This window comes from Sphingomonas sp. Root241, from assembly GCF_001428865.1.
GTDB lineage: Bacteria > Pseudomonadota > Alphaproteobacteria > Sphingomonadales > Sphingomonadaceae > Sphingomonas.
In genome coordinates, this window is the sequence record NZ_LMIV01000004.1 from 133,613 (window position 1) to 158,474 (window position 24,862).

The window sequence follows — 24,862 nt, forward strand, 5'->3', positions numbered from 1 at the left end:
CCAGGAGTGCCAGGTGAACGCCGAACGACCTCGCGATACCCTCGATCGCCGTCAGCTCGTCGCTGCGCTCCGCAGCTTTCGGCGCGGTGACTTCTCGGTCCGGCTGCCCGAGGATCTTCCCGGCACCGACGGCGAGATAGCCGCATTGTTCAACGAAGTTGTCGCCATTGAAGAGGCGATGACCGTCGAATTCGAGCGCTTGTCGCGCGTCGTCGGCAAGGAAGGCAAGATCACCCAGCGCGGCCATGTCCGCGGTGCTACCGGCGGCTGGGAAGCCAAATTGCGGTCGATCAACGAACTGATCGAGGACATGGTCCAGCCGACTGCGGAAGTCGCGCGCGTCATCGGCGCGGTGGCGAAGGGCGACCTCTCGCAATCAATGACCGTCGAGATCGACGGCCGGCCATTGCGCGGCGAATTCCTGCGCATCGGCAAGGTCGTGAACACCATGGTGGAGCAGCTCGCCTCGTTCGCGTCCGAAGTGACGCGCGTGGCGCGCGAAGTGGGCACCGAAGGCAAGCTCGGCGGACAGGCCAAGGTGAAGGGCGTCGCTGGCACCTGGAAAGACCTGACCGACAATGTCAACGCGATGGCGACCAATTTGACGGGCCAGGTGCGCAACATCGCCGAAGTGACCACCGCGGTGGCGTCGGGCGATCTCTCCAAAAAGATCACCGTCGAAGTGAAGGGCGAGATCCTCGAACTCAAGAACACCATCAACACGATGGTGGACCAGCTCAATTCGTTCGCGTCGGAAGTGACGCGCGTGGCGCGCGAAGTGGGCACCGAGGGCAAATTGGGCGGGCAGGCGCGCGTGGAGGGCGTCGCCGGCACGTGGAAGGATCTCACCGACAACGTCAACTTGATGGCCGACAACCTGACCGGTCAGGTGCGCAACATCGCCGAGGTGACCACTGCGGTGGCATCGGGCGACTTGTCCAAGAAGATCACCGTCGACGTGAAGGGCGAGATCCTCGAGCTCAAGAATACTATCAACGTCATGGTGGACCAGCTCAACGGCTTCGCATCGGAAGTGACGCGCGTGGCGCGCGAAGTGGGCACCGAGGGCAAGCTCGGCGGGCAGGCGCAGGTGCCGGGTGTCGCCGGTACGTGGAAGGATCTCACCGACAACGTCAACCTGATGGCCGACAATCTGACCGGCCAGGTGCGCAACATCGCCGAAGTGACCACCGCGGTGGCGTCGGGCGACCTCTCCAAGAAGATCACGGTCGACGTGAAGGGGGAGATCCTCGAGCTCAAGAACACCATCAACGTGATGGTGGACCAGCTCAACGGCTTCGCTTCGGAAGTGACGCGCGTCGCGCGCGAGGTCGGCACCGAGGGCAAGCTCGGCGGTCAGGCGCAGGTGCCCGGCGTCGGCGGTACCTGGAAGGACCTTACCGACAACGTCAATCTGATGGCGGCGAACCTCACCGGCCAGGTCCGCAACATCGCCGACGTGACCACCGCAGTGGCGAAGGGCGACTTGTCCAGGAAGATCACCGTCGAGGTCCGCGGCGAAATCCTCGAGCTCAAGAACACCATCAACGTGATGGTGGACCAGCTCAACGGCTTCGCATCGGAAGTGACGCGCGTGGCGCGCGAAGTTGGCTCGGAAGGCAAGCTCGGCGGACAGGCGCAAGTGGAAGGCGTCGCCGGCACGTGGAAGGATCTCACCGACAACGTCAACCTGATGGCGGGCAATCTGACCGGCCAGGTGCGCAACATCGCCGAAGTGACCACCGCGGTGGCGAAGGGCGATCTTTCCAAGAAGATCACCGTCGACGTGAAGGGCGAAATCCTCGAACTGAAGAACACCATCAACACCATGGTGGACCAGCTCAATTCGTTCGCATCGGAAGTGACGCGCGTGGCGCGCGAAGTGGGCTCGGAAGGCAAGCTCGGCGGACAGGCGAAGGTCGAGGGCGTCGGCGGCACATGGAAGGATCTCACCGACAACGTCAACGATCTGGCGGCGAACCTCACCGGCCAAGTGCGCAACATCGCCGAAGTGACCACCGCGGTGGCGTTGGGCGACTTGTCCAAGAAGATCACCGTCGACGTGAAGGGCGAAATTCTGGAGCTCAAGAACACCATCAACACGATGGTGGACCAGCTCAACGGCTTCGCCTCGGAAGTGACGCGCGTGGCGCGCGAAGTGGGCACCGAGGGCAAGCTCGGCGGTCAGGCGCAGGTGCGCGGTGTCGCGGGGACCTGGGCCGATCTCACCGACAATGTGAATTTGATGGCGGCGAACCTGACCGGTCAGGTTCGCAACATCGCCGACGTGACCACCGCCGTGGCGCGCGGCGACTTGTCCAAGAAGATCACCGTCGACGTGAAGGGCGAGATCCTCGAGCTCAAGGACACCATCAACACGATGGTGGACCAGCTCAACGGTTTCGCGTCGGAAGTGACGCGCGTGGCGCGCGAAGTGGGCACCGAGGGCAAGTTGGGCGGCCAGGCGCAGGTGCCGGGCGTCGGCGGCACGTGGAAGGATCTGACCGACAACGTCAACCTGATGGCGACCAACCTGACCAACCAGGTGCGCGGCATCGCCGACGTGGTCACCGCGGTGGCGCAGGGCAACCTCAAGCGCAAGCTGACCGTGGACGCCAAGGGCGAGATCGCCGCCTTGGCGGAGACGATCAACTTCATGATCGACACGCTTTCGACCTTCGGTGATCAGGTGACCAACATGGCCCGCGAAGTGGGCATCGAGGGCCGGCTGGGCGGTCAGGCGCGTGTGCCGGGCGCCGCAGGCCTGTGGCGCGACCTCACTGACAACGTGAACCAGCTCGCGGCCAACCTGACCAACCAGGTGCGCTCGATCGCCGACGTGGCAACTGCGGTGACCAAGGGAGACCTTACCCGCTCGATCGCAGTGGAAGCGTCGGGCGAGATGGCCGCGCTCAAGGACAACATCAACGAGATGATCCGCAACCTCAAGGATCAGACCTTGAAGAATGCGGAGCAGGATTGGCTCAAGACCAACCTCGCGCGCTTCAGCCGCATGCTGCAGGGCGAGCGCGACCTCACCACCGTCTCGAACCTGATCATGTCCGAGCTCGCGCCGCTGGTGAACGCGCAATATGGCGTGTTCTACGTCACCACGCGCGAGGGCGACGATACCGTGCTCGAGCTCGCCGCCAGCTATGGTGCCGAGAGCAAGGAACAGCTCAAGCCGAAGTTCGCGCTGCGCGAAGGGCTGGTCGGACAGGCGGCGGCTGACAAGCGGCCGATCCTGCTCGAGCATGTCCCCGCCGACTTCCTGCGCATCGGATCTGGCCTCGGCGCAGCGGCGCCGGCCAATGTCACCATCCTGCCGGCGTTGTTCGAGGACGAGGTCAAGGCAGTGATCGAGCTGGCCTCGTTCGGCGACTTCAACGAGACTCACCAGAGCTTCCTCGATCAGCTGATGGAATCGGTGGGCATCGTGCTCAACACGATCGCCGCGACGATGCGTACCGAGGGCCTGCTGAAGCAGTCGCAGCTGCTGACGCAGGAGCTGCAGGCGCGCCAGACCGAGCTCACCACCAAGCAGGAAGAGCTGCACAACACCAACGAGGAGCTGCAGGAAAAGGCGCAGCTGCTCGAGAACGAGAAGCGCCAGGTCGAGGCCAAGAATCTCGAGATCGAAATGGCCCGCCGTGCGCTGGAGGAGAAGGCGGAGCAGCTCGCGCTCACCTCCAAGTACAAGTCCGAATTCCTCGCCAACATGTCGCACGAGCTGCGCACGCCGCTCAATTCGCTGCTCATCCTCTCGAAGCTGTTGTCGGACAATCCGCAGGGCAATCTCAACGAGAAACAGGTCGAATTCGCGCGTACGATCAATTCGGCAGGTTCGGATCTGCTCAATCTGATCAACGACATCCTCGATCTCTCCAAAATCGAATCGGGGACGGTGTCGATCGAGGTCGGCGAGATGCCGATGCAGACGCTGCGCCAGCACATGGATCGAACCTTCCGCCAGCTCGCCGCAGACAAGAGCCTTGCCTTCAACGTCGAGTTCGACGTCGGCCTGCCGGCGACGATCCGCACCGACGAGAAGCGCCTCCAGCAGATCGTGCTCAACCTGCTCTCGAATGCATTCAAGTTCACTGCGCAGGGCAGCGTCACGCTTGCGGTGCGGGCAGCGACCAAGGGATGGAGCACCAACCATCCCGTGCTGCGCGGCGTCGACACCGCGATCGAGATCGCGGTCACCGATACCGGCATCGGCATTCCGCAGGACAAGCAGAAGCTGATCTTCGAGGCGTTCCAGCAGGCGGACGGCACCACCAGCCGTAAATATGGCGGCACCGGCCTCGGCCTGTCGATCAGCCGTGAAATCGCGCGGCTGCTGGGCGGCGAACTGCAGGTCCGCTCGAAGCCCGGCGAGGGCTCGACCTTCACCTTGTTCGTTCCCCTCCAGGCGGTCGCACCCGCGACGACCGGGCAGCAAGGCACCACGGCGCGCTACGACAATAGCGGCGCAATGGTGCCCAATGCGCTGCCGGGCTCATTCGATCTCAGCGACGATCGCGACAGCCTGGGCGGCGATCCGTTCGTACTGATCGTCGAGGATGACCCCACCTTCGCCTCGATCCTGCTCGACATCGCGCGCGGCGCGGGGCTCAAGGGCGTGATCTCGGGTGCGGGAGCAGGGACGCTGGCGATGGTCCGGAAGCTCCAGCCGCAGGCGATCACCCTCGATCTCGGCCTGTCCGACATCGACGGCTTCGTGCTGCTCGACCTGCTCAAACACGACCCGCAGACGCGGCATGTGCCGATCCACGTCATTTCGGGCGCCGACAAGGTCGCCAAGGCAATCGACCTCGGCGCGTTCGGCGTAACCGAGAAACCGGCCGAGAAGGAGGCGCTGGTCGCGGTGTTCCGCGACCTCGCCGAACGCATCGAGAAACATCCCGCGGTGATCGAGTTGGTGCCTGAGCAGACCGAGCAGGTCGTCCAGGCCGGCCGCGCGGTGCCCGAACTGGCCGACGCCAAGATCCTCATTGTCGACGACGACATCCGCAACATCTATTCGCTGACCAGTGTGCTCGAGAGCTATGGCGTCGAAGTGCTCCACGCCGAGGGGGGCAAGGACGGTATCATGATCCTCGAGCAGACTCCGGGCATCGACATCGCGTTGATCGACATCATGATGCCCGAGATGGACGGCTACGAGACCATGCAGCAGATCCGCCAGCGCACCGAATTGGCCGACCTGCCGCTGATCGCCGTGACCGCCAAGGCGATGAAGGGCGATCGACAGAAGTGTCTCGACGCGGGGGCCTCCGATTATATCGCCAAGCCGGTCGATATCGACTTGCTGCTGGCGCTCCTGCGCGTCTGGATCGGCCGCTCGCGCGAGGCGTCGCATTCGAACGACGTGATCGTGGCAGAGCCGAGCTGAGGTGCAGATGCACTCGAAAATTCCGCCCACCGGGACCGCGACGATCGCCGAGGCCGCGCTTGTGACAGACCCCCAAGCCATCGAAGATCGTGCCCGGGTGCTCGTTGTCGATGACGACGAGCGCAATCTGCTCGCGATCCGGACCGTGCTCGAGGACGTGGCCGACGTCGTCGTGGCCAATTCGGGTGAGGAAGCGCTGCGCCAGCTCCTTCGGGGGGAATTCGCGGTGATCCTGCTGGACGTCTATATGCCCGGTATCGACGGCTATGAGACCGCGCAGATCATTCGCTCGCGCGAGCAGACCAAGCGCGTGCCGATCGTCTTCCTCTCCGCCGTCAACAAGGAGAGCCAGCATCTGCTGCGCGGCTATTCGATGGGTGCGGTGGATTATGTCTTCAAGCCGGTCGACCCGGTAGTGCTGCAGTCGAAAGTCGCCGTGTTCGTAGATCTCTTCACCATGACCAAGGAGATCCAGCGCAAGGCCCGGCAGGAGCAGGCCCTGCTCGACGCAAACCTGCGCGCCAATGCCGAGCGACTGCGCATCGAACAGGAGCTCCGTCTCGCCGAGCAGCGACAGGCGGCGATCATCCAGTCGCTGCCGATCATCCTCTATCTCGAGGAAATCGACGCGAACCCGCGCATCCCGAAGTTCGTCAGCGGCAATTTCGCGGCGCTCACCGGTTATGCGTTCGAGGAGATCCAGCAAGCGCCGACCTTGTGGGTGGATCGCCTCCACGCGGAGGATCGTGAGCGAGTGGTCGAGGCGATGGCCGGGCGCAGCGCGGGCCAGTCGCTTTCGATCGAGTATCGCTGGCAATGCGCCGACGGGCAGTACAAGCATTTCCTCGATCAGGCGGTGCTGCTGCGTGATGCCTTCGGCAACCCCGTCGAGTTCGCGGGAACGCTGCTCGACGTGACCGACCGCAAGGAACTGGAGAGCCAGCTCACCCAGGCGCGCAAGATGGACGCTATCGGCCAATTGACCGGCGGCATCGCGCACGACTTCAACAATCTGCTGGCCGCGGTGCTCGGTGGACTGGGGATGATCGAGCGGCGCGTGGTGCTGGATGAGGAGCAGGCGAAGATTGTCGCAATGACTCGCCATGCCGCCGAGCAGGGCGCGGAGCTGGTCAAGCATTTGCTCGCTTTTGCGCGTCGCCAGAAGCTCGAACCCGCCCCCGTACAGATTCCGCGCCTCGCGCAATCGGTGACCAATCTGCTCGCGCACACGCTGGGCGGGCTGGTCGAGCTGGAATGGAAGCTCCACGATCCGGTGTCGCCGGTTTACGCCGACGCCGCGCAGCTGGAGCTCGCCCTGATGAACCTGGTCATCAACGCCCGCGACGCGATGCCCGAGGGCGGTGTGGTCACCGTGGCCGCCGAAGACCGCGAGATCACGGAGCAGGTCGGCCGCACCGGGCTCACGCCGGGCCATTATGTCGTGATCGGCGTGGGCGACACAGGCTGCGGTATCGCGTCAGAGATGATCGAACAGGTGCTCGAGCCCTTCTTCACCACCAAGCCGGTGGGCAAGGGCACCGGGCTCGGTCTGAGCATGGTCTATGGCTTCGCACAGCAATCGGGCGGCGAGGTTCGGGTCGACAGCGAACTCGGCCAGGGCACTCGCGTCGAGATATGGCTCCCGCGAGCGCCCGACGCCGAAATCGAGGCCGAAGCGGATGCCGCGGGCGACGAGACGCTCAACGGCGTCACCGCCGCGATGCGGATATTGCTGGTCGACGACCATGACGGGGTCCGCGCGACCACCGCTGCGCTGCTCGAGGATCTCGGCCACAGTGTGATGCACCTCACCGAGGGCGCCCAGGCGCTCGAACTGTTCCGCAGCGACCCGGCCGCGTTCGACCTGTTGATCACCGATTATGCCATGCCGCGCATGTCGGGCGCCGAACTGGTGCGGCAGGTGCGCAGCGCGCGCGCCGATCTGCCCGCGCTGATCATCACCGGCTATGCCGAATCGGACATGGGCCCCGCCGAATATGACGACGTGCGTGTTCTCGACAAACCGTTCACACCCGAACAACTCAAGGCGGCGTTGCGCGACCGCCGCTGACGGCTCGGCGCTTTGGGCCGGGTCTCAGTCTGCGGCCGCGGTGATCCACCCGATCGCGACATCTTCATGCGCCCCGCCGATCCATGTGCCGGTAACCCCGAATGAATCGTCCAGCGCCACCAGATCGGCGCGGTAGCCGGGGGCGATCGTGCCGAGGCTATCGCCGAGGCCGAGGAGCGCGGCCGGCGCGTGTGCCGCCATGCACGCTGCTGCCTCGACCGACGTGCCGAGCATCTTCACGGAATTGGCGAGCGCCGCGGCCATGTCGAGATGCGATCCGGCGATAGTGCCGTCCTCGTCCCGGCAGATCCCGTCCACAACGCGGATGTGGCGACCCTGGAGCATGAACTCGTCCACGTCGTTGCCGACAGAGGGCATCGCATCGGTGACCAGCATGAGCTGCTCCGGCGGCTTGCAGCGCAGCGCGATCTTCAGCGTGGTCGGGCTGACATGGTGGCCATCGACGATGATTCCGCAGATCAGCTCGGGCCGTTCGAGCGCCGCGCCGGTCAGCCCCGGCGCACGCGAGGTGAGCGGGGACATGGCATTGAACAAATGGGTGATGCCGGTGGCGCCGGCCTCGACCGCAGCGATCGATTGCTCGTACGTGGCGTTGCTGTGACCAGCGGCGACGATCACGCCGGCATCGGCCAGGCGGCGGATCGAGGCGGGATCGGTCTGCTCGGGCGCGAGCGTCACCAGTGTGCGGCCGCGCTTCAGCAAGGTCAGGACGGCGAGGCCCTCGTCGTCGAGCGCGCGGATCTTGTCGGCGCGGTGGATGCCGCGGCGGTCGACATTGAGGAAAGGCCCCTCGATATGGATGCCGAGCACCCCCGGCACCCCTTGAGCGATCGCCTCATCGACCGCAGCGACGGCGCGGCGGATCACGTCGAGATCGTCGCTGATCAGCGTCGGCAGAAAGCCGGTGGTGCCGAAGCGGCGATGTGCCGCGCCGATCGCCGCGATCCCCTCGACCGTCGGCGATTCGTTGAACAGCACGCCGCCGCCGCCATTGACCTGGGTGTCGATGAACCCGGGGAGCAGCATCGCGCCCTCGAGGTCGTGGTGTGCGGAATCGGCGGGAACCTCGCTCGCCGGAACGACGCCGACGATGCGATCGCCATCGACCAGAACGGCTTCGCCGTCGCGAAGGACACCCGCGCGAAGCACGCGGCCATTGACCAGAGCAGTGACCATCAGACGGTTTCGGTGACCTTGGCGAGCAGGGGAGGGCGATCGGGGTCCAGCCCGCGACGCAGCGATAGCGCGTTGACCGCGCGATAAAAGGCCTGGATCTGCAGCATCGGTTCGATCGCAGGGTGCGCAGTCGGGTGCGGCAGCTGGACCGCACCGGGCACCTCGCCGCCGCTCACCAGCACGTCGCCGCCGCGCGCGAGCACATCGGCGACTAGCTCGTCGACGCCGTCGGCGGTCTCGTCACCCTGGCGGAAGACGAGCAGCGGGAAGTCGGGGCCGACCAATGCCATCGGGCCGTGGCGAACTTCGGCAGCGCTGAACGCCTCGGCATGGAGCCCGCAGGTCTCCTTGAACTTGAGCGCGGCCTCCTGCGCGATGCCGAAGCCGAGTCCGCGGCCGATGACGTACAGGCCCTGCGCGCGCGCCAGCCGATCGACCATCGGCGACCAATCGGACGCCCACGCCCGTTCGAGCAGCGCGGGGGCGCCGTACAGTGCCTCGAGCAATTCGCCGTCGCCGGCCCATTCGCCGACGAGGTGGAGCAAACCGGCAAGGCTGGCGATGTACGATTTGGTCGCGGCGACGCTGACTTCGGCGCCGGCATGGAGCGGCAGGAAGGTGTCGACATCGTCCGCCAGCGGCGAATCGGCGGTGTTGACCAATGCGACCGTGCGCGCCCCGCCTTGCTTTGCCGCGCGCATCGCCGAGAGGATGTCGGGGCTCTTGCCCGACTGGGAGATGCCGATCGCCAGCATCCCCGTGAGGTCCGCCGCGGCCCCATAGACCGATGAAATAGAAGGTGCCGCCGACGTGGTCAGCACGCCCAGCCGCGTCTCGATCAGATACTTGCCGAACGTCGCGGCGTGATCCGAGCTCCCGCGCGCGCAGGTGAGCACGCCGCGCGGGTGCGCTGCCCGCAGATCCGCGGCGAGCGCCGTCACTGCGGTCTGATTGGCGGCGAGCTGGCGGCGCACGACCGCCGCGGCTTCACCGGCCTCTTGAAACATCTTGGTCGTCTCGGGACTCGTCACTGCATCAGCCTCGCGTGTCGAGTTCGGCGACGAAATCATAGACATCGCCGCGATACCAGCTCCGCGTCGCCTCGATGACCCGGCCATCGGAAAGGAAACCCCGGCGCTCGATATAAAGTCCTGGAGCGCCCGCTTCGATCCCGAGCAATTTGGCCTGATCGGCATTGAACAGCACGGCGCGGAGCCGCTGGAGCGCGCGGACCGGACGATTGCCAGTGACTTCGAGCGCGGCATACAACGAGGCGCCGACGACTTCCTCGCTGTCGAGGCCGAAGCCGGGGATCGTCGAATATTCGAGCGCCATCGGCGTATCGTCGGCGAAGCGGATACGATTGAAGCGATACACCGCTGTGCCCGGGCTCAGCCCCAGAGTCAGGGCCTCGTCCGGAGTCACGGCACCCGACGATCGGGCGAGCCATTCGCTGCGCACCGTACGCCCGCGGGCGGCCATGTCTTCGGAGAAGGACGAGAGCTTGGCGAACTGCTTCTCGACGCGGCCGGCGACGAAGGTGCCCGCGCCCTGGCGGCGGATCAGCAGGCCCTCATTGACCAGCGTGTCGAGCGCCTTGCGTAGCGTGATTCGCGATACCGAGAGATCGGCGGCGAGATCACGCTCAGCCGGCAATGCCTCATTGGGCTTGAGCACCTGATCGCGCAACGCATCGCGCAGGGCGTCCTCCAGCCGCCGGTAAAGCGGGCCGCCACCGGTTGCATCGAGAGGTCGTATCTTTTCGGCCAGCAGCGGCATGTCGGCTCCCACCATTGGGCTTAGGTGCGTCAGAAGCAATACTAATACCAATAACATACCACAGGCTAGCCATAAAATGCACCTTCTCGGCGCATATGCTCGTCATATTTGTGAAAGATTCCCTCTTGACGAGTGTAGTGGTCTGACGGATGGTCTGCTTAGTGGTATGCAAATGGTATAAAAAAAGACATGCCATAAAAAATCATCTTAAGGGGATGAGACATGGGGATTCGGACTTTTCTTGTCGGCACCGCCAGCGCGATCGCGCTGCTTTCGGGCGCCGCCCACGCACAGACAGCAGATGAAACACCGGCAGCGGCCGGGGCACAGGACGGCGAGGAAATCGTCGTCACGGGCTATCGCGCCTCACTGGCGGCGGCGATCGAGACCAAGCGCAACGCCAATTCGATCGTCGATTCGGTTTCGGCCGAAGACGTCGGCAAATTCCCCAACACCAACGTCGCCGAAGCGCTGACATTGGTACCGGGCGTCACTGTCGATCGCCAGTTCGGTCAGGGCGAGAAGGTTTCGATCCTCGGCACCGATCCGGCGCTCAATCGCACGCTCCTCAATGGCCAGACGGTCGCTTCGGCCGACTGGTTCATCCTCGATTCGCCCGGTCGCACGTTCAATTACGCACTCCTCGCGCCGCAGCTCGTCAGCCGGGTCGATGTGCACAAATCGGCCGAGTCGCGGATCGATGAAGGCTCCATCGGCGGCACGGTCAACGTCGTCACGCGCAAGCCGCTCGATCTCAAGCCGTTCACGGTCGCCGGCACGCTCGGCTATCTCTACAATGACCGCTCGGAAAAGGGCGACGTGCAGGGCTCGGCTTTGGTCAGCTGGCACAACGAGGCCGGCACGCTCGGCTTCCTCGCTTCGTTCCAGCGCGCCAAGGACCAGCTCCGCCGCGACGGCCTCGAAGCCTATGGCACGATCACTGCGGACTTCTGGAACGGCCGCAACGATGCCGGCACCAGCTCGATCACCACGGGCAATTGCACCGGCACCTGCGCGACGACGCTCGCCGCCAATCCCAAGGCGGTGTTCCCCAACGCGTTCGGCACCTCCTATTTCGAGCAGGGCCGCGAGCGCCTGACCTATTCGGCGGCGGCGCAGTGGCGGCCGGTGCCCGAGCTGACGGTCGGCCTCGACTACCTCCGCATCGACGCGACCTACGACAATCTCAATCAGTCGATGTATGCCTTCCCGGGCAACACCTGGAACAGCGCCGGCGCGCTCAATGCGCTCCAGGTGCAGGACGGGATCGTCACCCAGGCATCGTTCACCAACGCGCTGTCGGTGCTCGACGCGCAATATCGCACCGCCGAGATGCATTCCGAGACCTGGCATGGCCAGATCGGCTGGGAAGGCGTCAACTGGGCCCTCAATGTCGAGGGCGGCATGTCCGACGCCGACGGCGGCACCAAGAAGCAGGTGTTCCTCGAGTTCCTCAACTGGGCGAATTACACCGTCGACATCAGCGGTGCGCCAAAGAGCCCCGGCACGCTCAGCTACTCCACCGACGTGCTCGGCAATCCCGCGGCATTCCGGACGGACCCGGGCTGGAGCGGCAACCTCGTCGAGAAGCCGACCAGCGACAAGGAGCGCTATGGCCAGGCGGATCTGACCTTCAAGTTCGACGGGTCGGTGAAGAGCCTGCAGGTCGGTTACAAATATCGTCGCCACGAGACCGGCCAGCGTTATGCGGGCGTCACCGTCGCTGGTGTCAACGTGCCGGCTTCGCAGTTCGATACGAGCCAGGTGAGCGACAATTATCTGCGCGGCTTCAACGGCGTGAACGACCAGATGACCGGCCGTTTCAAGATCAACGGCAATTCGATGGTCGATTATGTCGAGGGCGGCAGCTGGGTGCCCGGAGGTGGGGCGGTCCCGACGCCGTCGCAATTCGCCGCGGTCGAGTTCGCCGCCGGCAATTGGGATGTGACCGAGGATATCCACGCCGCCTATGCGCAGATCAATTTCGAGCAGGGCGCGCTGCGTGGCAATATCGGTGCGCGCTACGTCAACACGTCGAGCGAAAGCGCCGGTTTCGTCTGCACCGCGGGGACATGTGCCACAGCGGCGAACTGGACGTGGCAGGCCACGAACAAGAGCTATGAGAATGTCCTGCCGACGATCAATCTCGCGATCGACCTGAAGAAGGACCTGATCTTCCGTTTCTCGGCAACGCAGGTGATCGCACGGCCGAACTATGCCGACATGACCAACTCGTTCTGGCTGGCGGATTCGATCCTCACCGGCGGCGGCGGCAATCCCGATCTCGATCCTTATGAATCGGACAATTTCAACGCGTCGCTCGAATGGTATTTCGCGCCGCGCGCGATCCTGGCGGGCGAGGTCTTCGTCAAGAGCATCTCGAACTACATCCTGTCGCAGACCGTGCCCGAGGATCATTTCAACACGTCGCAGGGCCGTGTCACCACCTATAATGTCAGCCGTCCGTTCAACGCGGGTTCGGCGCAAGTGAAGGGCTTCGCGATCGCGTATCAGCAGAATCTGCCCTACGGGTTCGGTGTGCTCGCAAACTACACCTATTCGGACGGCGAAGGGCAGGACGGCGCGGACCTGCCGTATAATTCGCGGCACCAGGTGAGCTTCAGTCCGTTCTTCGAGAGCGGACCGGTGTCGATCCGCGGAACCTATACCTGGCGGTCGAAATATTTCACCGGGATCGACCGCGGCGACATGATGTTCGTCCGCGACACGGCGAATGTCGATCTCTCGGCGACGTACAACATCACCGAGAATATCGGCCTGACGATCTCGGGCATGAACCTGACCGACAGCGAGTATTACGCTTATGCCAACACGCCGCGCCTGCCGCGTGGAGTGTACCGTACCGGGCGCAGGGCGCTCGCTTCCGTGAACGTCAACTTCTGAGATGGCGGCACGTGCATGACAGGGCGGCGGAGATTCGAGAGATCGTCTCTCCGCCGCCCATTTTTTCGCCTCGTCGAAATGGCGGGCAGCCGATTGAGCGGGGCGCGAAACCGCCTAAGCTCGTCGTGCATCATCGCCGGGAGCCGCGCTTGATTTCCTTTGCTCGATCACTGGTGGCGCTCGGCGCCGTGCTGGCCGCGACGCCTGCGCTGGCGCAGGTGCCCGGGCTGTTGCCGGTGCCGGCGGAACTGCATGCGGGGAAGGGCGCGCTCGCGGTTAGCGGGAAGACGGCGCTGGTGGTGCCGGACGGAGATGCCGGCGCGCGCAATGCGGCCGAGCGCCTCGCGGCGCTGATCGCGGAATCGCGTGGCCTCAAGCTCGGGGTCGGATCGCGGGCATCGGGACCATCGATCCGGTTCGTCCGCGCCGCGACAGGCAAGCCCGAAAGCTATCGCCTCGACGTGACGCCGCGGGGCGCTGTCATCACCTCGGGTGATGATGCGGGTTTGCTTTATGGCGCGGTCACTCTGTGGCAGGCGATGACGCAGGTGCCGGGGAAGGGCGCAGTCGAGGTTCCGGCGTTCGGCGCCGTGGACGCTCCGCGGTTCGGCTGGCGTGGGCTGATGCTCGACAGTGCGCGGCACTTCCAGTCGCCCGCTTATGTGCGCAAGCTGATCGACTGGATGGCGGTCAACAAGCTCAACACGCTACATTGGCATCTGGTCGACGATCAGGGCTGGCGGGTCGAGATCAGGAAATACCCCAAGCTCACCGAAATCTCAGGCTGGCGCCATCCCGCGACTGCGCCCGGCGCGCCGCAGCTGCCCAGGGTCGGCGGCTATTACTCGCAGGGTGAGATTCGCGGCATCGTCGCTTATGCTGCGCAGCGTAACGTCACGATCGTCCCCGAGATCGAGATGCCCGGCCACGCGCTCGCGGCGATCCGCGCCTATCCCGAGCTCGGCACCGGCGTGCCGATCCCGCCGGGCACCGAGAGCGACTGGGGCGTCTTCCCCTGGCTCTACAATGTCGACGACAAGACCTTCGAATTCCTGGAGGATGTGCTCGACGAAGTGATCACCTTGTTCCCGTCGAAATACATCCATGTCGGCGGCGACGAGGCGGTGAAGGACCAGTGGAAGGGCTCAGCCGAGATCCAGGCGCGGATGAAGACGCTCGGCATCAAGGACGAGACCGCGCTCCAGGCCTGGTTCATGCACCGGATCGGCGAGCACCTGACGAAGCGCGGGCGCAAGTTGATCGGCTGGGACGAGATCCTCGAAGGCGGCCAGGTTCCGCCCGACGCGACGATCACTTCGTGGCGCGGGATCGAAGGCGCGATCACCGCGGCCAAGGCGGGCCATGACGCAGTGCTCAGCCCGTCGCCGACGCTCTATTTCGATCACCGTCAGGGCGCCGGAGACAGCGAGCCGCCGGGCCGCCTTGACGTAATGGACTTGAAGACGATCTATGGTTTCGATCCGGTGCCGCCGGAAATCCCGACGGCGCAGCAGCATCATGTCCTCGGCCTCCAGGCCAATCTGTGGACCGAGCATGTGCGTACCGAGGAACGCGCGGCGTGGATGACCTTCCCGCGGGCCTCGGCGGTCGCCGAGATCGGCTGGTCGGGGAAGGGGGCGAGCGACTTTAACGGCTTCGTCGATCGGGTAATTCCGCAAATGGCGCGGATGCACGGTCTGGGATTGAACGCGGCTATCAGCGCGTTCCAGGTAAAAACCGATGTCGACTACGCGCCCGGCAGGGACGATGTCACTGTCTCGCTCGCCAATCAGGCGGGGCTGACGATGCGCTACACCATCGACGGCAGCGCGATCAGTGCGAAGTCGCCGGTCTATGCCGGCCCGTTCAAGGCGAAGCTCCCCTTCGAGCTGAAGGCGGAAAGCGTGCATGACGGCCGCGGCGTGACCGGGGCGATCGCGCAGAAGGTCACGCAGCAAAGCGTGCGCTGGCGCAGCGACGAGGCGCTCAAGACCTGCACCAATCGCGTCGTGCTCGCGCTCGAAGACGATTATCCGGCGAGCGGCAAGCGCGCGGTCTTCGTCTCCGACATCTTCAATCCCTGCTGGCTCTGGGAGAAGGCGCCCGTCGGCGGTGCAAGGCAGGTCGCCATCACCGTCGGGCAGATCCCGTTCAACTTCCAGGTCGGCAAGGACCGCGACGGCATCAAGTTCCAGACCCCGGCGACGCCCGAAGGCGAATTCGTCGTATATGCGGACAAATGCGAGGGCCCGCGCCTCGCGGTGCTTCCGCTCGCGCCGGCCACCGGCAATCCCGGGCTGACCCGGCTGGTCGCCCCGCTCGCGCCGCGCGCCGGGACCGGGACCTTGTGCATCACCTACACCGCCAAGGGCGTCGATCCGCTCTGGGCGATCGACGCCGTCGAGCTGATCTCGTGAGTAATATGAACACCGATACCATCACGCTGATCGCGCCCTTTGCCGGCTGGCTCGCGCCACTCGAAGCAGTGCCCGACGCAGTTTTCGCCGAACGGATGATGGGCGACGGCTTCGCGATCGACCCGATCGAGGGCCTATTGCGTGCCCCAGCGGCGGCTGAGGTTTTGTCGGTCCCCGACACCGCGCACGCAGTGACGCTGCGGCTCGAGAACGGCGCCGAGTTGCTGCTGCATATAGGCCTCGAAACCGTCGCGCTCGGCGGAAAGGGCTTCTCCGCCAAGGTCGCGGCCGGACAGCGCGTCGCCGCCGGCGACCCACTGATCGAATTCGATCTCGATGCCGTCGCGGAGGGTGCCAAGGCGCTGATCACGCCCGTGGTCCTCGCCAGTGACGGCTACGTCCTGACACTCGAGGCGACCGGCCGGTTCGTCGAAGCGGGCGCTCCGGTCGCGCGCATTGCCGGCAAGCAAGTCCGCGAGGCGGCCCGCAGCGCCGCGGCGGAAGAACGCTTCGAGCGCGAAGTGACCGTCGATGCTGCGCACGGCATCCATGCCCGTCCGGCCGCCCGGATCGCGGCGGCGCTGCGACCCTTCGTCGCCGAGGTCGCGCTGGTCGCCGGCGACAAAAGCGCCAATGCGCGCAGCACGGTGGCGTTGCTCGGACTTGGTGTGACTTCCGGCAGCACGGTGCGGATCGCCGGCGTCGGCGCAGACGCGCGCGCCGCGGTCGATGCTGTGGCCGATCTGATCCTGTCGGGACTGGGCGAGGAGCATGCACACACGCCAGCCGCCCCCCTCATTCGCTCGCAGGGGCCGGTCTGTGCATCACCCGGGCTCGCAATCGGACAGGCATTGCAACTGCGCGCCGCCGACCAGGACGTCCCGGAAGACGGCGCAGGCATTACCGTCGAGCGCACGGCGTTGGACCAGGCGCTCGCCGAAATCGCCGGCAGCCTCGCCGGAGCGCGCGGTCCGGCCGCGGAGATTGCCGAAGCGCATCGCGCGCTGCTCGCCGATCCCGAATTGCTGCGCACCGCCGAGGCCGAGATCGCCGCCGGCCGCAGCGCCGCTTTTGCGTGGCGCGCTGCCACCGCGCAGGCATCCGACGCGATCCGCGCCACCGGCGACGCGCTGCTGATGGAGCGTGTCGCCGACCTGAAGGATCTCGAACGCCAGGTGGTGGCTGCATTGCTCGGCACGTCCGGCGCCAGCGCACCCGCGCTGCGCCCCGGCACGATCCTGATCGCCGACGACCTGCTCCCGTCGCAATTTCTCGCACTGGACGCCGCCAACCTCGCCGGCATCTGCACGGCGGCGGGCGGGCCGACTTCGCACGTCGCGATCCTTGCCGCCTCGGCCGGAATTCCGATGCTGGTCGCGGCAGGCGAAGGCGTGCTGGCGATCGCCGACGGCACGCCGTTGATCCTCGACGCCGATGTCGCCTCGATCGCTACCGATCCGAGCCCCGATGCGCTGGCCGAAGCCAGCGAGCGCCTGTTCGCTACCCGCGAACGTCGCGCCCGTGAGGCCACCGAGGCGCACGAGCCGTGCCGCATGGCCGATGGCACCCGCATCGAGATCTTCGCCAATCTCGGTTCGGTCACCGATGCCGCCGCCGCAGTCGCCGCGGGGGCCGAGGGGTGCGGATTGCTGCGCACCGAATTCCTGTTCCTCGAGCGCGAGACCGCGCCCGACGAGGAAGAGCAGCGCGAGACCTATTCGCGGATCGCCGCCACCCTGGGCGACCGCCCGCTGATCGTCCGCACGCTCGATATCGGCGGCGACAAGCCGGTGCCCTATCTGCCGATGGGCGAGGAGGAGAACCCCGCGCTGGGCCTGCGCGGCGTGCGGCTCAGCCTGGCCCGTCCGGACCTGATGCGGCTCCAGCTCCGCGCGATCCTGCGCGGCGTGCCGGCGGGCCAGTGCCGGATCATGCTGCCGATGGTCGCCGATCTGGGGGACTATCGTCCGGTCCGTGCGCTGCTCGCCGAGGTCCAGGCCGAACTCGGCATCGCCGAACCGGTGCAGCTCGGCGTGATGATCGAGACTCCGGCCGCGGCGATGCTCGCCGGCCAGATCGCGCGCGAGGCCGATTTCCTCTCGATCGGGACCAACGACCTGACCCAATACACGCTCGCCGCCGATCGCGGAAACGCCGCGGTGTCGCAGCGGATCGACGCGATGCACCCCGCCGTGTTGCGGCTGGTTCGCGAAGTGGGTAGGGGTGCGAAGGAGGCCGGGCGCTGGGCCGGGATGTGCGGTGGCCTCGCGTCCGATCCGCTTGCCGCGCCGATTCTCATCGGGCTCGGCATCACCGAGCTCTCGGCGACCCCCGCCGCCATTCCTGGGCTCAAGGCGGTGGTCCGTAAACTCGATCTGAACGCGTGCGTGATGCTGGCGGAGAAGGCGTGCGACGCCGCGTCTCCCGCCGAGGTCCGCGCGCTTGCGCGAGAGGCACAGGCATGAGCTTTCGACCCGCAACCCTTCTCGCCAAGGCGCAGCCGCTCGGCCGCGCGCTGATGCTGCCGATCGCAGTGTTGCCGATTGCTGCACTTTTGCTGCGGCTCGGCCAGGCCGACATGCTCGGCATTCCGTTCGTTGCGGCGGCGGGTGAGGCGATCTTCTCGAACCTCGGGCTGCTGTTCGCGGCGGGCGTTTCGGTGGGGCTGGCGCGCGAGAATCACGGCGCCGCATCGCTGGCGGGCGTGGTCGCCTATCTGGTCGCGGTCGAAGGCGCCAAGGTGCTGCTGCATCTCCCGCCCGACATCGCCTCGGCGCCTGCGATTGAGCAGGCTGCGTGGCGCGTCAAGGAGATCGGCAAGCTTAGCGTCGCGGCCGGCATCCTCGCCGGGATCACCGCGGGGGTGCTCTATAATCGCTTCTCGAACATCAAGCTGCCCGATTATCTCGCGTTTTTCGCCGGTCGCCGCTTCGTGCCGATCGTGGCGGGGCTCGCCGGCCTTTTTGGCGCGGTGCTGTTCGGCTTCGGCTTTCCCTGGTTCGAGGCGGGTGTCGATACGCTCAGCCGCTGGGTGCTCGGCGCGGGACCGATCGGGCTGTTCCTCTACGGCCTGCTCAACCGGCTGCTGCTGATCACCGGGCTCCACCACATCCTCAACAACATCCCGTGGTTCCTGCTCGGCGATTTCAACGGCGCGACCGGCGACATCAAGCGCTTCTTCGCTGGCGACCCGAGCGCGGGCGCGTTCATGTCGGGCTTCTTCCCGGTGATGATGTTCGGGCTGCCGGCGGCATGCCTTGCGATGTACCGCAACGCGCTGCCCGAGCGCCGCAAGGCCGTCGGCGGCCTGCTCCTCAGCCTGGCGCTCACGTCGTTCCTGACCGGCGTCACCGAGCCGATCGAGTTCACCTTCATCTTCCTCGCGCCCGTGCTCTTCGTCGTCCATGCCGTGCTCACCGGCATCGCGATGGTGGTGATGGATCTGTTGGGCGTGAAGCTCGGCTTCGGCTTCTCGGCCGGCATGATCGATTATGTGCTCAACTTCGGCCTCGCCACGAAGCCATTGCTGCTGCTGCCCGTCGGGGTGGCTTATTTCGTCATCTATTATGCCACGTTCAGCTGGTGCATCCGGCGCTGGGATCTGAAGACCCCCGGCCGCGAGGATGAGCCGCTCCCGGCGGCGCACAAAGCGGCGTCAGGCGCGCGCGGACCTGCGGTTCTTGCTGCACTGGGCGGCGGCTCCAATGTCCGCAGCGTCGATGCATGCACCACGCGGCTGAGGCTGGTGGTGGCGGACGTCGCCGCAGTGGACGAGGGCGCGCTGCGGGCGCTGGGCGCGCGCGGTGTGCTCAAGCTCGACAATGGCGGGTTGCAGGTCGTGTTCGGCCCGGTAGCCGACCAGATCGCCGGCGAAGTACGGCAGGCGATCGCTTCGGGACCGGCGGCGGCTCCGGCTGCTCCGCAGCTCGATCTGGTGGCGGTCGCCCGTGCGCTGGGAGAGGGAAATGTCCGTGGCGTGCGGGCCCGGGGCACGCGTCTGCTCGTGGACCTGAAGGATCTGGCCAAGGTCGATCAGGCGGCGCTCGAGCGCAGCGGCATCCTCGCGACGGTGATTCCGGGCGATGCTGCGCAGCCGGTCCACCTGATCGCCGGCGACGGCACCGCGCAACTCGCGGCGGCGCTTCAGCCGGCGAAGTGATTCAGGTCGCGCGCTGGATCAGTCCGGCGCGGTCGGCCTCGAGCAGATCGGCATAGGAAACCCGGCCGGTAGCGCTTTCGATCCAGCATTCGGCGTCGCCATAGCCGCCCTGGCGGACCAATACGAAGGCGCAGTCGCCGAACGGGCCGAACAGCGCCGTGACGGGCCCGCCGCGTGCGGAAGGCCGGTGCACATAGACTTCGGCAAAGGCGTTCATCGGCGGCAGATTCACGGCAGCATTGCTGCAGATCGTGTCCATAACCCCTCCCAGGTTTCCGTCCCTGATCCTTGCCGATCCCCGCGACTCTGATGGTCGGGTCCATGGATCGGTTGGACAGGTTTAGAGTATGCCGCTCCAAATCGGCAGGTCAATGGACAATGGACGCGAAATCGGTGCAACTTGTCTAACCAATCTGTTTGACGCAGACTTGGCGGGGCAGCCGCGAATGTGGCTGGTGCCGCATGAGGGGAGAGGGGGACCGCTGATTGGCACAGGGACCTGCGCATGCGGGTGAGGGACGGCTCGCCGACCGCGCTTATTCGCAGATCGTAGAGATCATCAACGGCGGCGATCTCCAGATCGGCGACCGGTTGCCATCGGAGCCGCGGCTCGCGGAGATGTTCGGCATGTCGCGAACCGTGGTGCGCGAGGCACTGGTCCGGCTGGCGGCCGACGGCATCACCGAATCGCGCCGCGGCGCCGGCTCCTATGTCATGCGGCGTCCCTCCGAACGGCTGGGCGCACACATGCCGATGGCCGAACTGTCGGCGACGCTCGGCACCTATGAGGTCCGCTTCGTGCTCGAGGCGGAGGCGTGCCGGCTGGCGGCGATGCGGCGCTCGCCTGCGCAAATGGAAGTGATCCAGGCGGCAATGGAGGAGCTCCGCGCCGCGTTGCTTTCCAACGGTCCCGCGCATGAAGAGGACTGGGTGCTGCACCGCTCGATCTTCGAGGCCACGGCGAATCCCGCTTTCGTCGCGGCGTTCGATCATCTCGAGGAGGGCATCTACCGGATTCTTCGCGCCGGCGTGGACATCTCGCGCGATCGGCCGCCCGAGGCGATCGGTGCGATGATCACCGAGCACGAGATGGTCGTCGAGGCGATCCGCGCGCAGGACGCCGACGGCGCCGCGCTGGCGATGCGCTGGCATTTGTCGCAGGGGCGGAAGAGGTTGATGCCCTGATCGCGGGGAGGCGGTGGCTTCCCTTCCTCGTCATCCCGGCGAAAGCCGGGATCTCGTGCCGCAGGCCGTTCGCGTGCTGCCTGAGGTCCCGGCTTTCGCCGGGATGACGACTATTTCCACCCCCCACCCAACGCCTTGTACAGCGCCACGGCCGCCTGGCCCTTGGCGGCCTTTGCCTGGTCCGCCCGGCGTTCGGCCGCCAGCAGCGATTCCCGTGCGCGGAGCAGGGTCAGCCGATCGTCTTCGCCGCTGGTCGCGCGCTTCTCGGCCAGCGCATAGGCCGAACGCTCGCGCCCCAGCGCGGCGCTCGCCTCCGTCTCGGCGGCGCGCACATTGAGGAAGCGGTTGATCGCCGCCTCGCTGTCCGAAAGCGCGCCGAGCACGGCTTTCTCGTAGCGCGCGGCAGTGCCTTGGGCGCGGGCGTCAGCGGCGCGGATCTGGGCACGGATCGTGCCGCCCGAAAAGATCGGCCACGAGAAGCTCGGGCCGATCTGGAGCCGCGTGCTGTCGCTCGAGAAGAGGTCGCCCGGCGTGCGCGCCTGCTGGCCGATGCTGCCGAACAGGCTGAAGCGCGGGAACAGGTCGGCAGTGGCGACGCCGATATCGGCGGTGGCCGCGGCAAGCTCGCGTTCGGCACGGCGGATGTCGGGGCGGCGTTCGAGCAGTTCAGAGCGGACGCCGACGAGGATGCGGTCGGGGCTGGCGGGCAGGCGGGCGGGCTTGCGGAGTTCGGGTGCGACGTCCTCGGGCGCCGCGCCGACCAGCGCCGCGATCCGGTACGCGGCCGCCGCCGCCCGCGCCTCGGCATCGGGAACGGCCGCTGCGCCGGTCCGGGCGGCGGCTTCGGCACGTTCCAGTTCCAGCCGCGATGCCTCGCCGGCGTTGAAGCGTAATTGGGTGAGACGGGCGAGCTCGGTGTCGGAAGCGGCGAGCGCCCGTGCAGTGGCGGCATCCGCCTGCGCCGCACGCAGATCGAAATAGCTGCGCGCGACTTCGCCGATCAGCGTCAGCATCACGTCGCGCTGGCCGAACAGGGCCGCGTCGGCGCGTGCGTTCGCCGCTTCGGTCTGGCGGGTGCGGCGGCCCCAGAAATCGAGTTCCCAGCTCGCGTCGAAGCCGAGGTCGAACAGCCGGAACTCGCGGTCGACTCCCGGGATGTTGCCGATCGGCAGCTGGCCGTTCTCGCTCAGCCGGTTCTCGGTGGCCGAGCCGGTCGCCTGCACGCTCGGCAGGCGCCCGCCCGCCACTGCATCGCGGTTCGCGCGCGCTTCGGCGAGGCGCGCTTCGGCTTCCTTGAGATCGGGTGCGCTCGCCAGCGCGCGGTTCACCAGCGCCGAGAGCTGCGGGTCGCCGAAGCTGTCCCACCAGGCGAGGTCGACTGCGCCGGGCGTGCCGGGTTCGAGCCAGGGCGCCTGGCTCGCCGCCGTCGGCGCGGGCCGCTGGTAATCGGGGCCGACGGTGCAGCCGGCGAGGGCGAACAGGGCGAGCAAAAGCAGGCGAGGCATCGGGGTCACTCCATGCGCGCGCGGAACAGCCAGGCCGATGCGGAGAGCGTCGCGCAGGCGATCAGCGCGAGCGGCCAGAGCTGGTGGAACACGGCGGCGGCGGGCATCGCCTTGAGGAACAATCCCTGGACGATGACGAGGAAATAGCGGGCGGGATCGAGATAGGTCACGACCTGCAGCCAGCCAGGCATGTTGTCGATCGGGCTGGCATAGCCCGACAGCAGGATCAGCGGCGTGGTGATCAGGAACACGCCGAGGAACGCCTGTTGCTGCGTCTTCGCGATCGCCGAGACGAGCATGCCGAGGCCGATCAGCGCGAGCATGTACATCGCGAGACTGAGGAAGAAGAGCAAAAGCGATCCGGTGAACGGCACGCCGAACACGAGCGGCGCGATGATCAGATAGAGGCTGCCATTGATCATCCCGATGATGAAGGGCGGGACCATCTTGCCGATCAGGATCTCGTGGACCCGCAGCGGGGAGACCATCAACTGATCGAAGGTCCCGAGCTCGCGCTCGCGCGCCACCGATTGCGAGGTGATCGCGAGGCCGGCGACCGAAGTGATGATCGCGACCAGCGAGGGCAAGGTGAACCAGATATAGTCGAGCGACGGATTGTACCAGTTGGTCACCACGCTGCCCGGCGGCGCGCGTGGGCCCGTCCGGATTACCGTGTCGGCGCCGACGCTCGCGACGATCTGGGTGAGGTAGCCGTTGACGATCTGTGCCGCGTTCGAGCGCCGCCCGTCGAGCACCACGCCCACCGTCGCCAGCTTGCCTGCGGCGACCCGGCGGTCGAAATCCTCGTCTATCACCAAAGCGGCGATCACCTTCTGGTTGTCGATCGCGCCGCGCAGCTCGTGCGGGCTCCGCAAGGGCACGATCTCGCGGAAATTGGGGCTGCCCGCGATCCGGCTGACGATCTCCGCCGAATGCACGCCCGAGCTGCGATCGAGGATCGCGACATCCACATTCTTGACGTCGAGCGTGGTGGCGAAGGTGAAGATGAACAGCTGCATCAGCGGAGGCACGAACAGCACGATGCGCGACTTGGGATCGCGCAGCACTGCCCACATCTCCTTAACGATCATCGCCCAGAGCCTGCGCATCTAATCGAGGCTCCGTCGGGTGACGCGGAATGAGAGTAGGAAAAAGACCATGCCGAAGCCCAGCATGATGCCGATATTGGGCAGCAGCAGCGCCCATTGATCGCCTGCCAGGAACACCGATTGCAGGCTCGGTATCAAATAGCGGGCGGGCACCAGATAGGTCAGCGCCTGGATCGGCCAAGGCATCGAGCTGATCTCGTAGATGAAGCCCGAGAGCAGGAAGGTGGGCAGGAACGCCGAGAGCAAGGCAATCTGGCTGGCAACGAACTGGTTCTTGGTCGCGGAGGAGATGAAGAGGCCAAGCCCCAGCGCCGGCATCAGGAACGCCGACCCGACGACGAACAGGGCAAATACCGATCCGCGGAACGGCACGCCGAACACGAACACGCCGATTACCGTGCACAAAGCCATCGAGGCGAGCGCAAGGAGATAATAAGGGATGACCTTGCTCGCGATGAACTCGGCCATCGAGATCGGCGTGGCCATCATCGCTTCCATCGTGCCGCGTTCCCATTCGCGCGCGACGACCAGCGCGGTGAGCAGCGTGCCGATCATCGTCATCACATTGGCGATCGATCCGGGGACGAGGAAATAGCGGCTCTTGAGCTCGGGATTGTACCAGAAGCGCGACGACACGCCGACGGGCGGTTCCGATGCCCCCGGGTTGCGCTCGAGCCCCTCGGCCGCGGCCCATTGCGCGCGGACGCCCTCGCCGTAAGCCGCGGCGAAATTGGCGGTATTGGGCTGCGATCCGTCGGTGATGATCTGGATCGCGGGCGCGCGGCCCTGTTTGACGCCCTCGCCGAAATCGGAGGGGATGACGATGATCGCGCGCAGGTCCCCCGAGACCATCTTCTCGCGCATCGGCTGGATCGTCCGTGCCATCCTGACCTCGAAATAACGCGAGGTCTGATAGGCCTGCGCCAGCCGCAGCGCCGGCGCGCTCGAATCCTGCAGCACCACGCCAATCCGTGTCCGGCTGCTGTCGAGCGATACGGCATAGCCGAACAGGAACAGCAGGATCAGCGGCAGCACGAAGGCGATCAGGAACGTGGAAGGATCGCGGAGGATCTGCGCGCCTTCCTTGCGGACCAGCGCAAGCAGGCGGCGAAGGGAGAAGCGGGTGGTCATAGCCCCT

At 66.1% G+C, this 24,862-nt stretch carries 14 protein-coding genes; 7 read left to right on the top strand and 7 right to left on the bottom strand.

All coding sequences use genetic code 11. The annotated features are described in order from the left end of the window. Positions 1-13 precede the first annotated feature (13 nt). Together ASE13_RS17875 and ASE13_RS17880 are read left to right on the top strand one after the other, a co-directional pair. The gene (locus ASE13_RS17875; protein WP_056619412.1) at positions 14-5,398 is read left to right on the top strand and encodes a HAMP domain-containing protein; all 5,385 of its coding nucleotides are present in this window, start codon (positions 14-16) and stop codon (positions 5,396-5,398) included. A gap of 97 nt (positions 5,399-5,495) precedes the next feature. After that, positions 5,496-7,469 (top strand): response regulator, encoded by a 1,974-nt coding sequence (locus ASE13_RS17880; RefSeq protein ID WP_200955778.1) that lies wholly within the window; start codon positions 5,496-5,498, stop codon positions 7,467-7,469. A 24-nt stretch (positions 7,470-7,493) separates the two neighbouring features. On the opposite strand, the gene nagA is transcribed toward ASE13_RS17880, so the two are convergent. Genes nagA through ASE13_RS17895 form a run of 3 tightly spaced genes read right to left on the bottom strand, consistent with a single transcriptional unit; the run spans position 7,494 to position 10,445 of the window. After that, entirely contained in the window at positions 7,494-8,666 is a 1,173-nt protein-coding gene (gene nagA, locus ASE13_RS17885; RefSeq protein WP_056619415.1) for an N-acetylglucosamine-6-phosphate deacetylase, read from the bottom strand. Then, complete coding sequence (locus ASE13_RS17890) at positions 8,666-9,673, bottom strand: SIS domain-containing protein (protein WP_156404994.1); 1,008 nt, start codon at positions 9,671-9,673, stop codon at positions 8,666-8,668. Before ASE13_RS17890 ends, nagA begins: the two co-directional genes overlap by 1 nt. Positions 9,674-9,701: 28 nt before the next feature. Beyond that, positions 9,702-10,445, bottom strand: coding sequence for a GntR family transcriptional regulator (locus ASE13_RS17895; RefSeq protein ID WP_056620126.1), 744 nt, complete (start codon positions 10,443-10,445; stop codon positions 9,702-9,704). 222 nt (positions 10,446-10,667) lie between these two features. On the opposite strand from ASE13_RS17895, the gene ASE13_RS17900 reads away from it, so the two are divergent. The 4 genes from ASE13_RS17900 to nagE all read left to right on the top strand — a co-directional run bounded on the left by ASE13_RS17900 (position 10,668) and on the right by nagE (position 19,925). After that, the gene (locus ASE13_RS17900; RefSeq protein ID WP_056619422.1) at positions 10,668-13,349 is read left to right on the top strand and encodes a TonB-dependent receptor; all 2,682 of its coding nucleotides are present in this window, start codon (positions 10,668-10,670) and stop codon (positions 13,347-13,349) included. A gap of 149 nt (positions 13,350-13,498) precedes the next feature. Then, positions 13,499-15,766, top strand: a complete 2,268-nt coding sequence (locus tag ASE13_RS17905) for a beta-N-acetylhexosaminidase (RefSeq protein ID WP_156404973.1) — start codon at positions 13,499-13,501, stop codon at positions 15,764-15,766. A 5-nt stretch (positions 15,767-15,771) separates the two neighbouring features. After that, positions 15,772-18,231, top strand: coding sequence for a phosphoenolpyruvate--protein phosphotransferase (gene ptsP / locus ASE13_RS17910; protein WP_156404974.1), 2,460 nt, complete (start codon positions 15,772-15,774; stop codon positions 18,229-18,231). Continuing rightward, positions 18,228-19,925, top strand: coding sequence for an N-acetylglucosamine-specific PTS transporter subunit IIBC (nagE, locus tag ASE13_RS17915; RefSeq protein ID WP_056619427.1), 1,698 nt, complete (start codon positions 18,228-18,230; stop codon positions 19,923-19,925). The genes ptsP and nagE overlap by 4 nt, the downstream gene beginning before the upstream one ends. Position 19,926: 1 nt before the next feature. Here nagE and ASE13_RS17920 read toward each other — a convergent pair whose 3' ends face one another. After that, a complete protein-coding gene (locus tag ASE13_RS17920) occupies positions 19,927-20,184 on the bottom strand; it encodes a hypothetical protein (protein WP_056619430.1) in 258 nt (85 codons plus the stop codon). A gap of 227 nt (positions 20,185-20,411) precedes the next feature. Here ASE13_RS17920 and ASE13_RS17925 point away from each other — a divergent pair, with 227 nt between their 5' ends. Further along, positions 20,412-21,110, top strand: coding sequence for a FadR/GntR family transcriptional regulator (locus ASE13_RS17925; protein ID WP_056619433.1), 699 nt, complete (start codon positions 20,412-20,414; stop codon positions 21,108-21,110). Positions 21,111-21,220: 110 nt separating this feature from the next. Here the strand turns inward: ASE13_RS17925 and ASE13_RS17930 are convergent, their stop codons facing one another. Genes ASE13_RS17930 through ASE13_RS17940 form a run of 3 tightly spaced genes read right to left on the bottom strand, consistent with a single transcriptional unit; the run spans position 21,221 to position 24,855 of the window. Beyond that, complete coding sequence (locus ASE13_RS17930) at positions 21,221-22,615, bottom strand: efflux transporter outer membrane subunit (RefSeq protein ID WP_056619436.1); 1,395 nt, start codon at positions 22,613-22,615, stop codon at positions 21,221-21,223. Positions 22,616-22,620: 5 nt separating this feature from the next. Continuing rightward, a complete protein-coding gene (locus ASE13_RS17935; protein WP_056619439.1) occupies positions 22,621-23,724 on the bottom strand; it encodes an ABC transporter permease in 1,104 nt (367 codons plus the stop codon). Then, the gene (locus tag ASE13_RS17940) at positions 23,725-24,855 is read right to left on the bottom strand and encodes an ABC transporter permease (protein WP_056619443.1); all 1,131 of its coding nucleotides are present in this window, start codon (positions 24,853-24,855) and stop codon (positions 23,725-23,727) included. It abuts the gene before it with no gap. Between the last annotated feature and the right edge of the window lie 7 nt (positions 24,856-24,862).

Bases quoted from the DNA above. Each gene is read 5' to 3' on its own strand.
- nagA (WP_056619415.1), bottom strand. From the start codon at position 8,666: ATGGTCACTGCTCTGGTCAATGGCCGCGTGCTTCGCGCGGGTGTCCTT.
- ASE13_RS17890 (WP_156404994.1), bottom strand. From the start codon at position 9,673: ATGTTTCAAGAGGCCGGTGAAGCCGCGGCGGTCGTGCGCCGCCAGCTC.
- ASE13_RS17895 (WP_056620126.1), bottom strand. From the start codon at position 10,445: ATGCCGCTGCTGGCCGAAAAGATACGACCTCTCGATGCAACCGGTGGC.
- ASE13_RS17900 (WP_056619422.1), top strand. From the start codon at position 10,668: ATGGGGATTCGGACTTTTCTTGTCGGCACCGCCAGCGCGATCGCGCTG.
- ptsP (WP_156404974.1), top strand. From the start codon at position 15,772: ATGAACACCGATACCATCACGCTGATCGCGCCCTTTGCCGGCTGGCTC.
- nagE (WP_056619427.1), top strand. From the start codon at position 18,228: ATGAGCTTTCGACCCGCAACCCTTCTCGCCAAGGCGCAGCCGCTCGGC.
- ASE13_RS17920 (WP_056619430.1), bottom strand. From the start codon at position 20,184: ATGGACACGATCTGCAGCAATGCTGCCGTGAATCTGCCGCCGATGAAC.
- ASE13_RS17930 (WP_056619436.1), bottom strand. From the start codon at position 22,615: ATGCCTCGCCTGCTTTTGCTCGCCCTGTTCGCCCTCGCCGGCTGCACC.
- ASE13_RS17935 (WP_056619439.1), bottom strand. From the start codon at position 23,724: ATGCGCAGGCTCTGGGCGATGATCGTTAAGGAGATGTGGGCAGTGCTG.
- ASE13_RS17940 (WP_056619443.1), bottom strand. From the start codon at position 24,855: ATGACCACCCGCTTCTCCCTTCGCCGCCTGCTTGCGCTGGTCCGCAAG.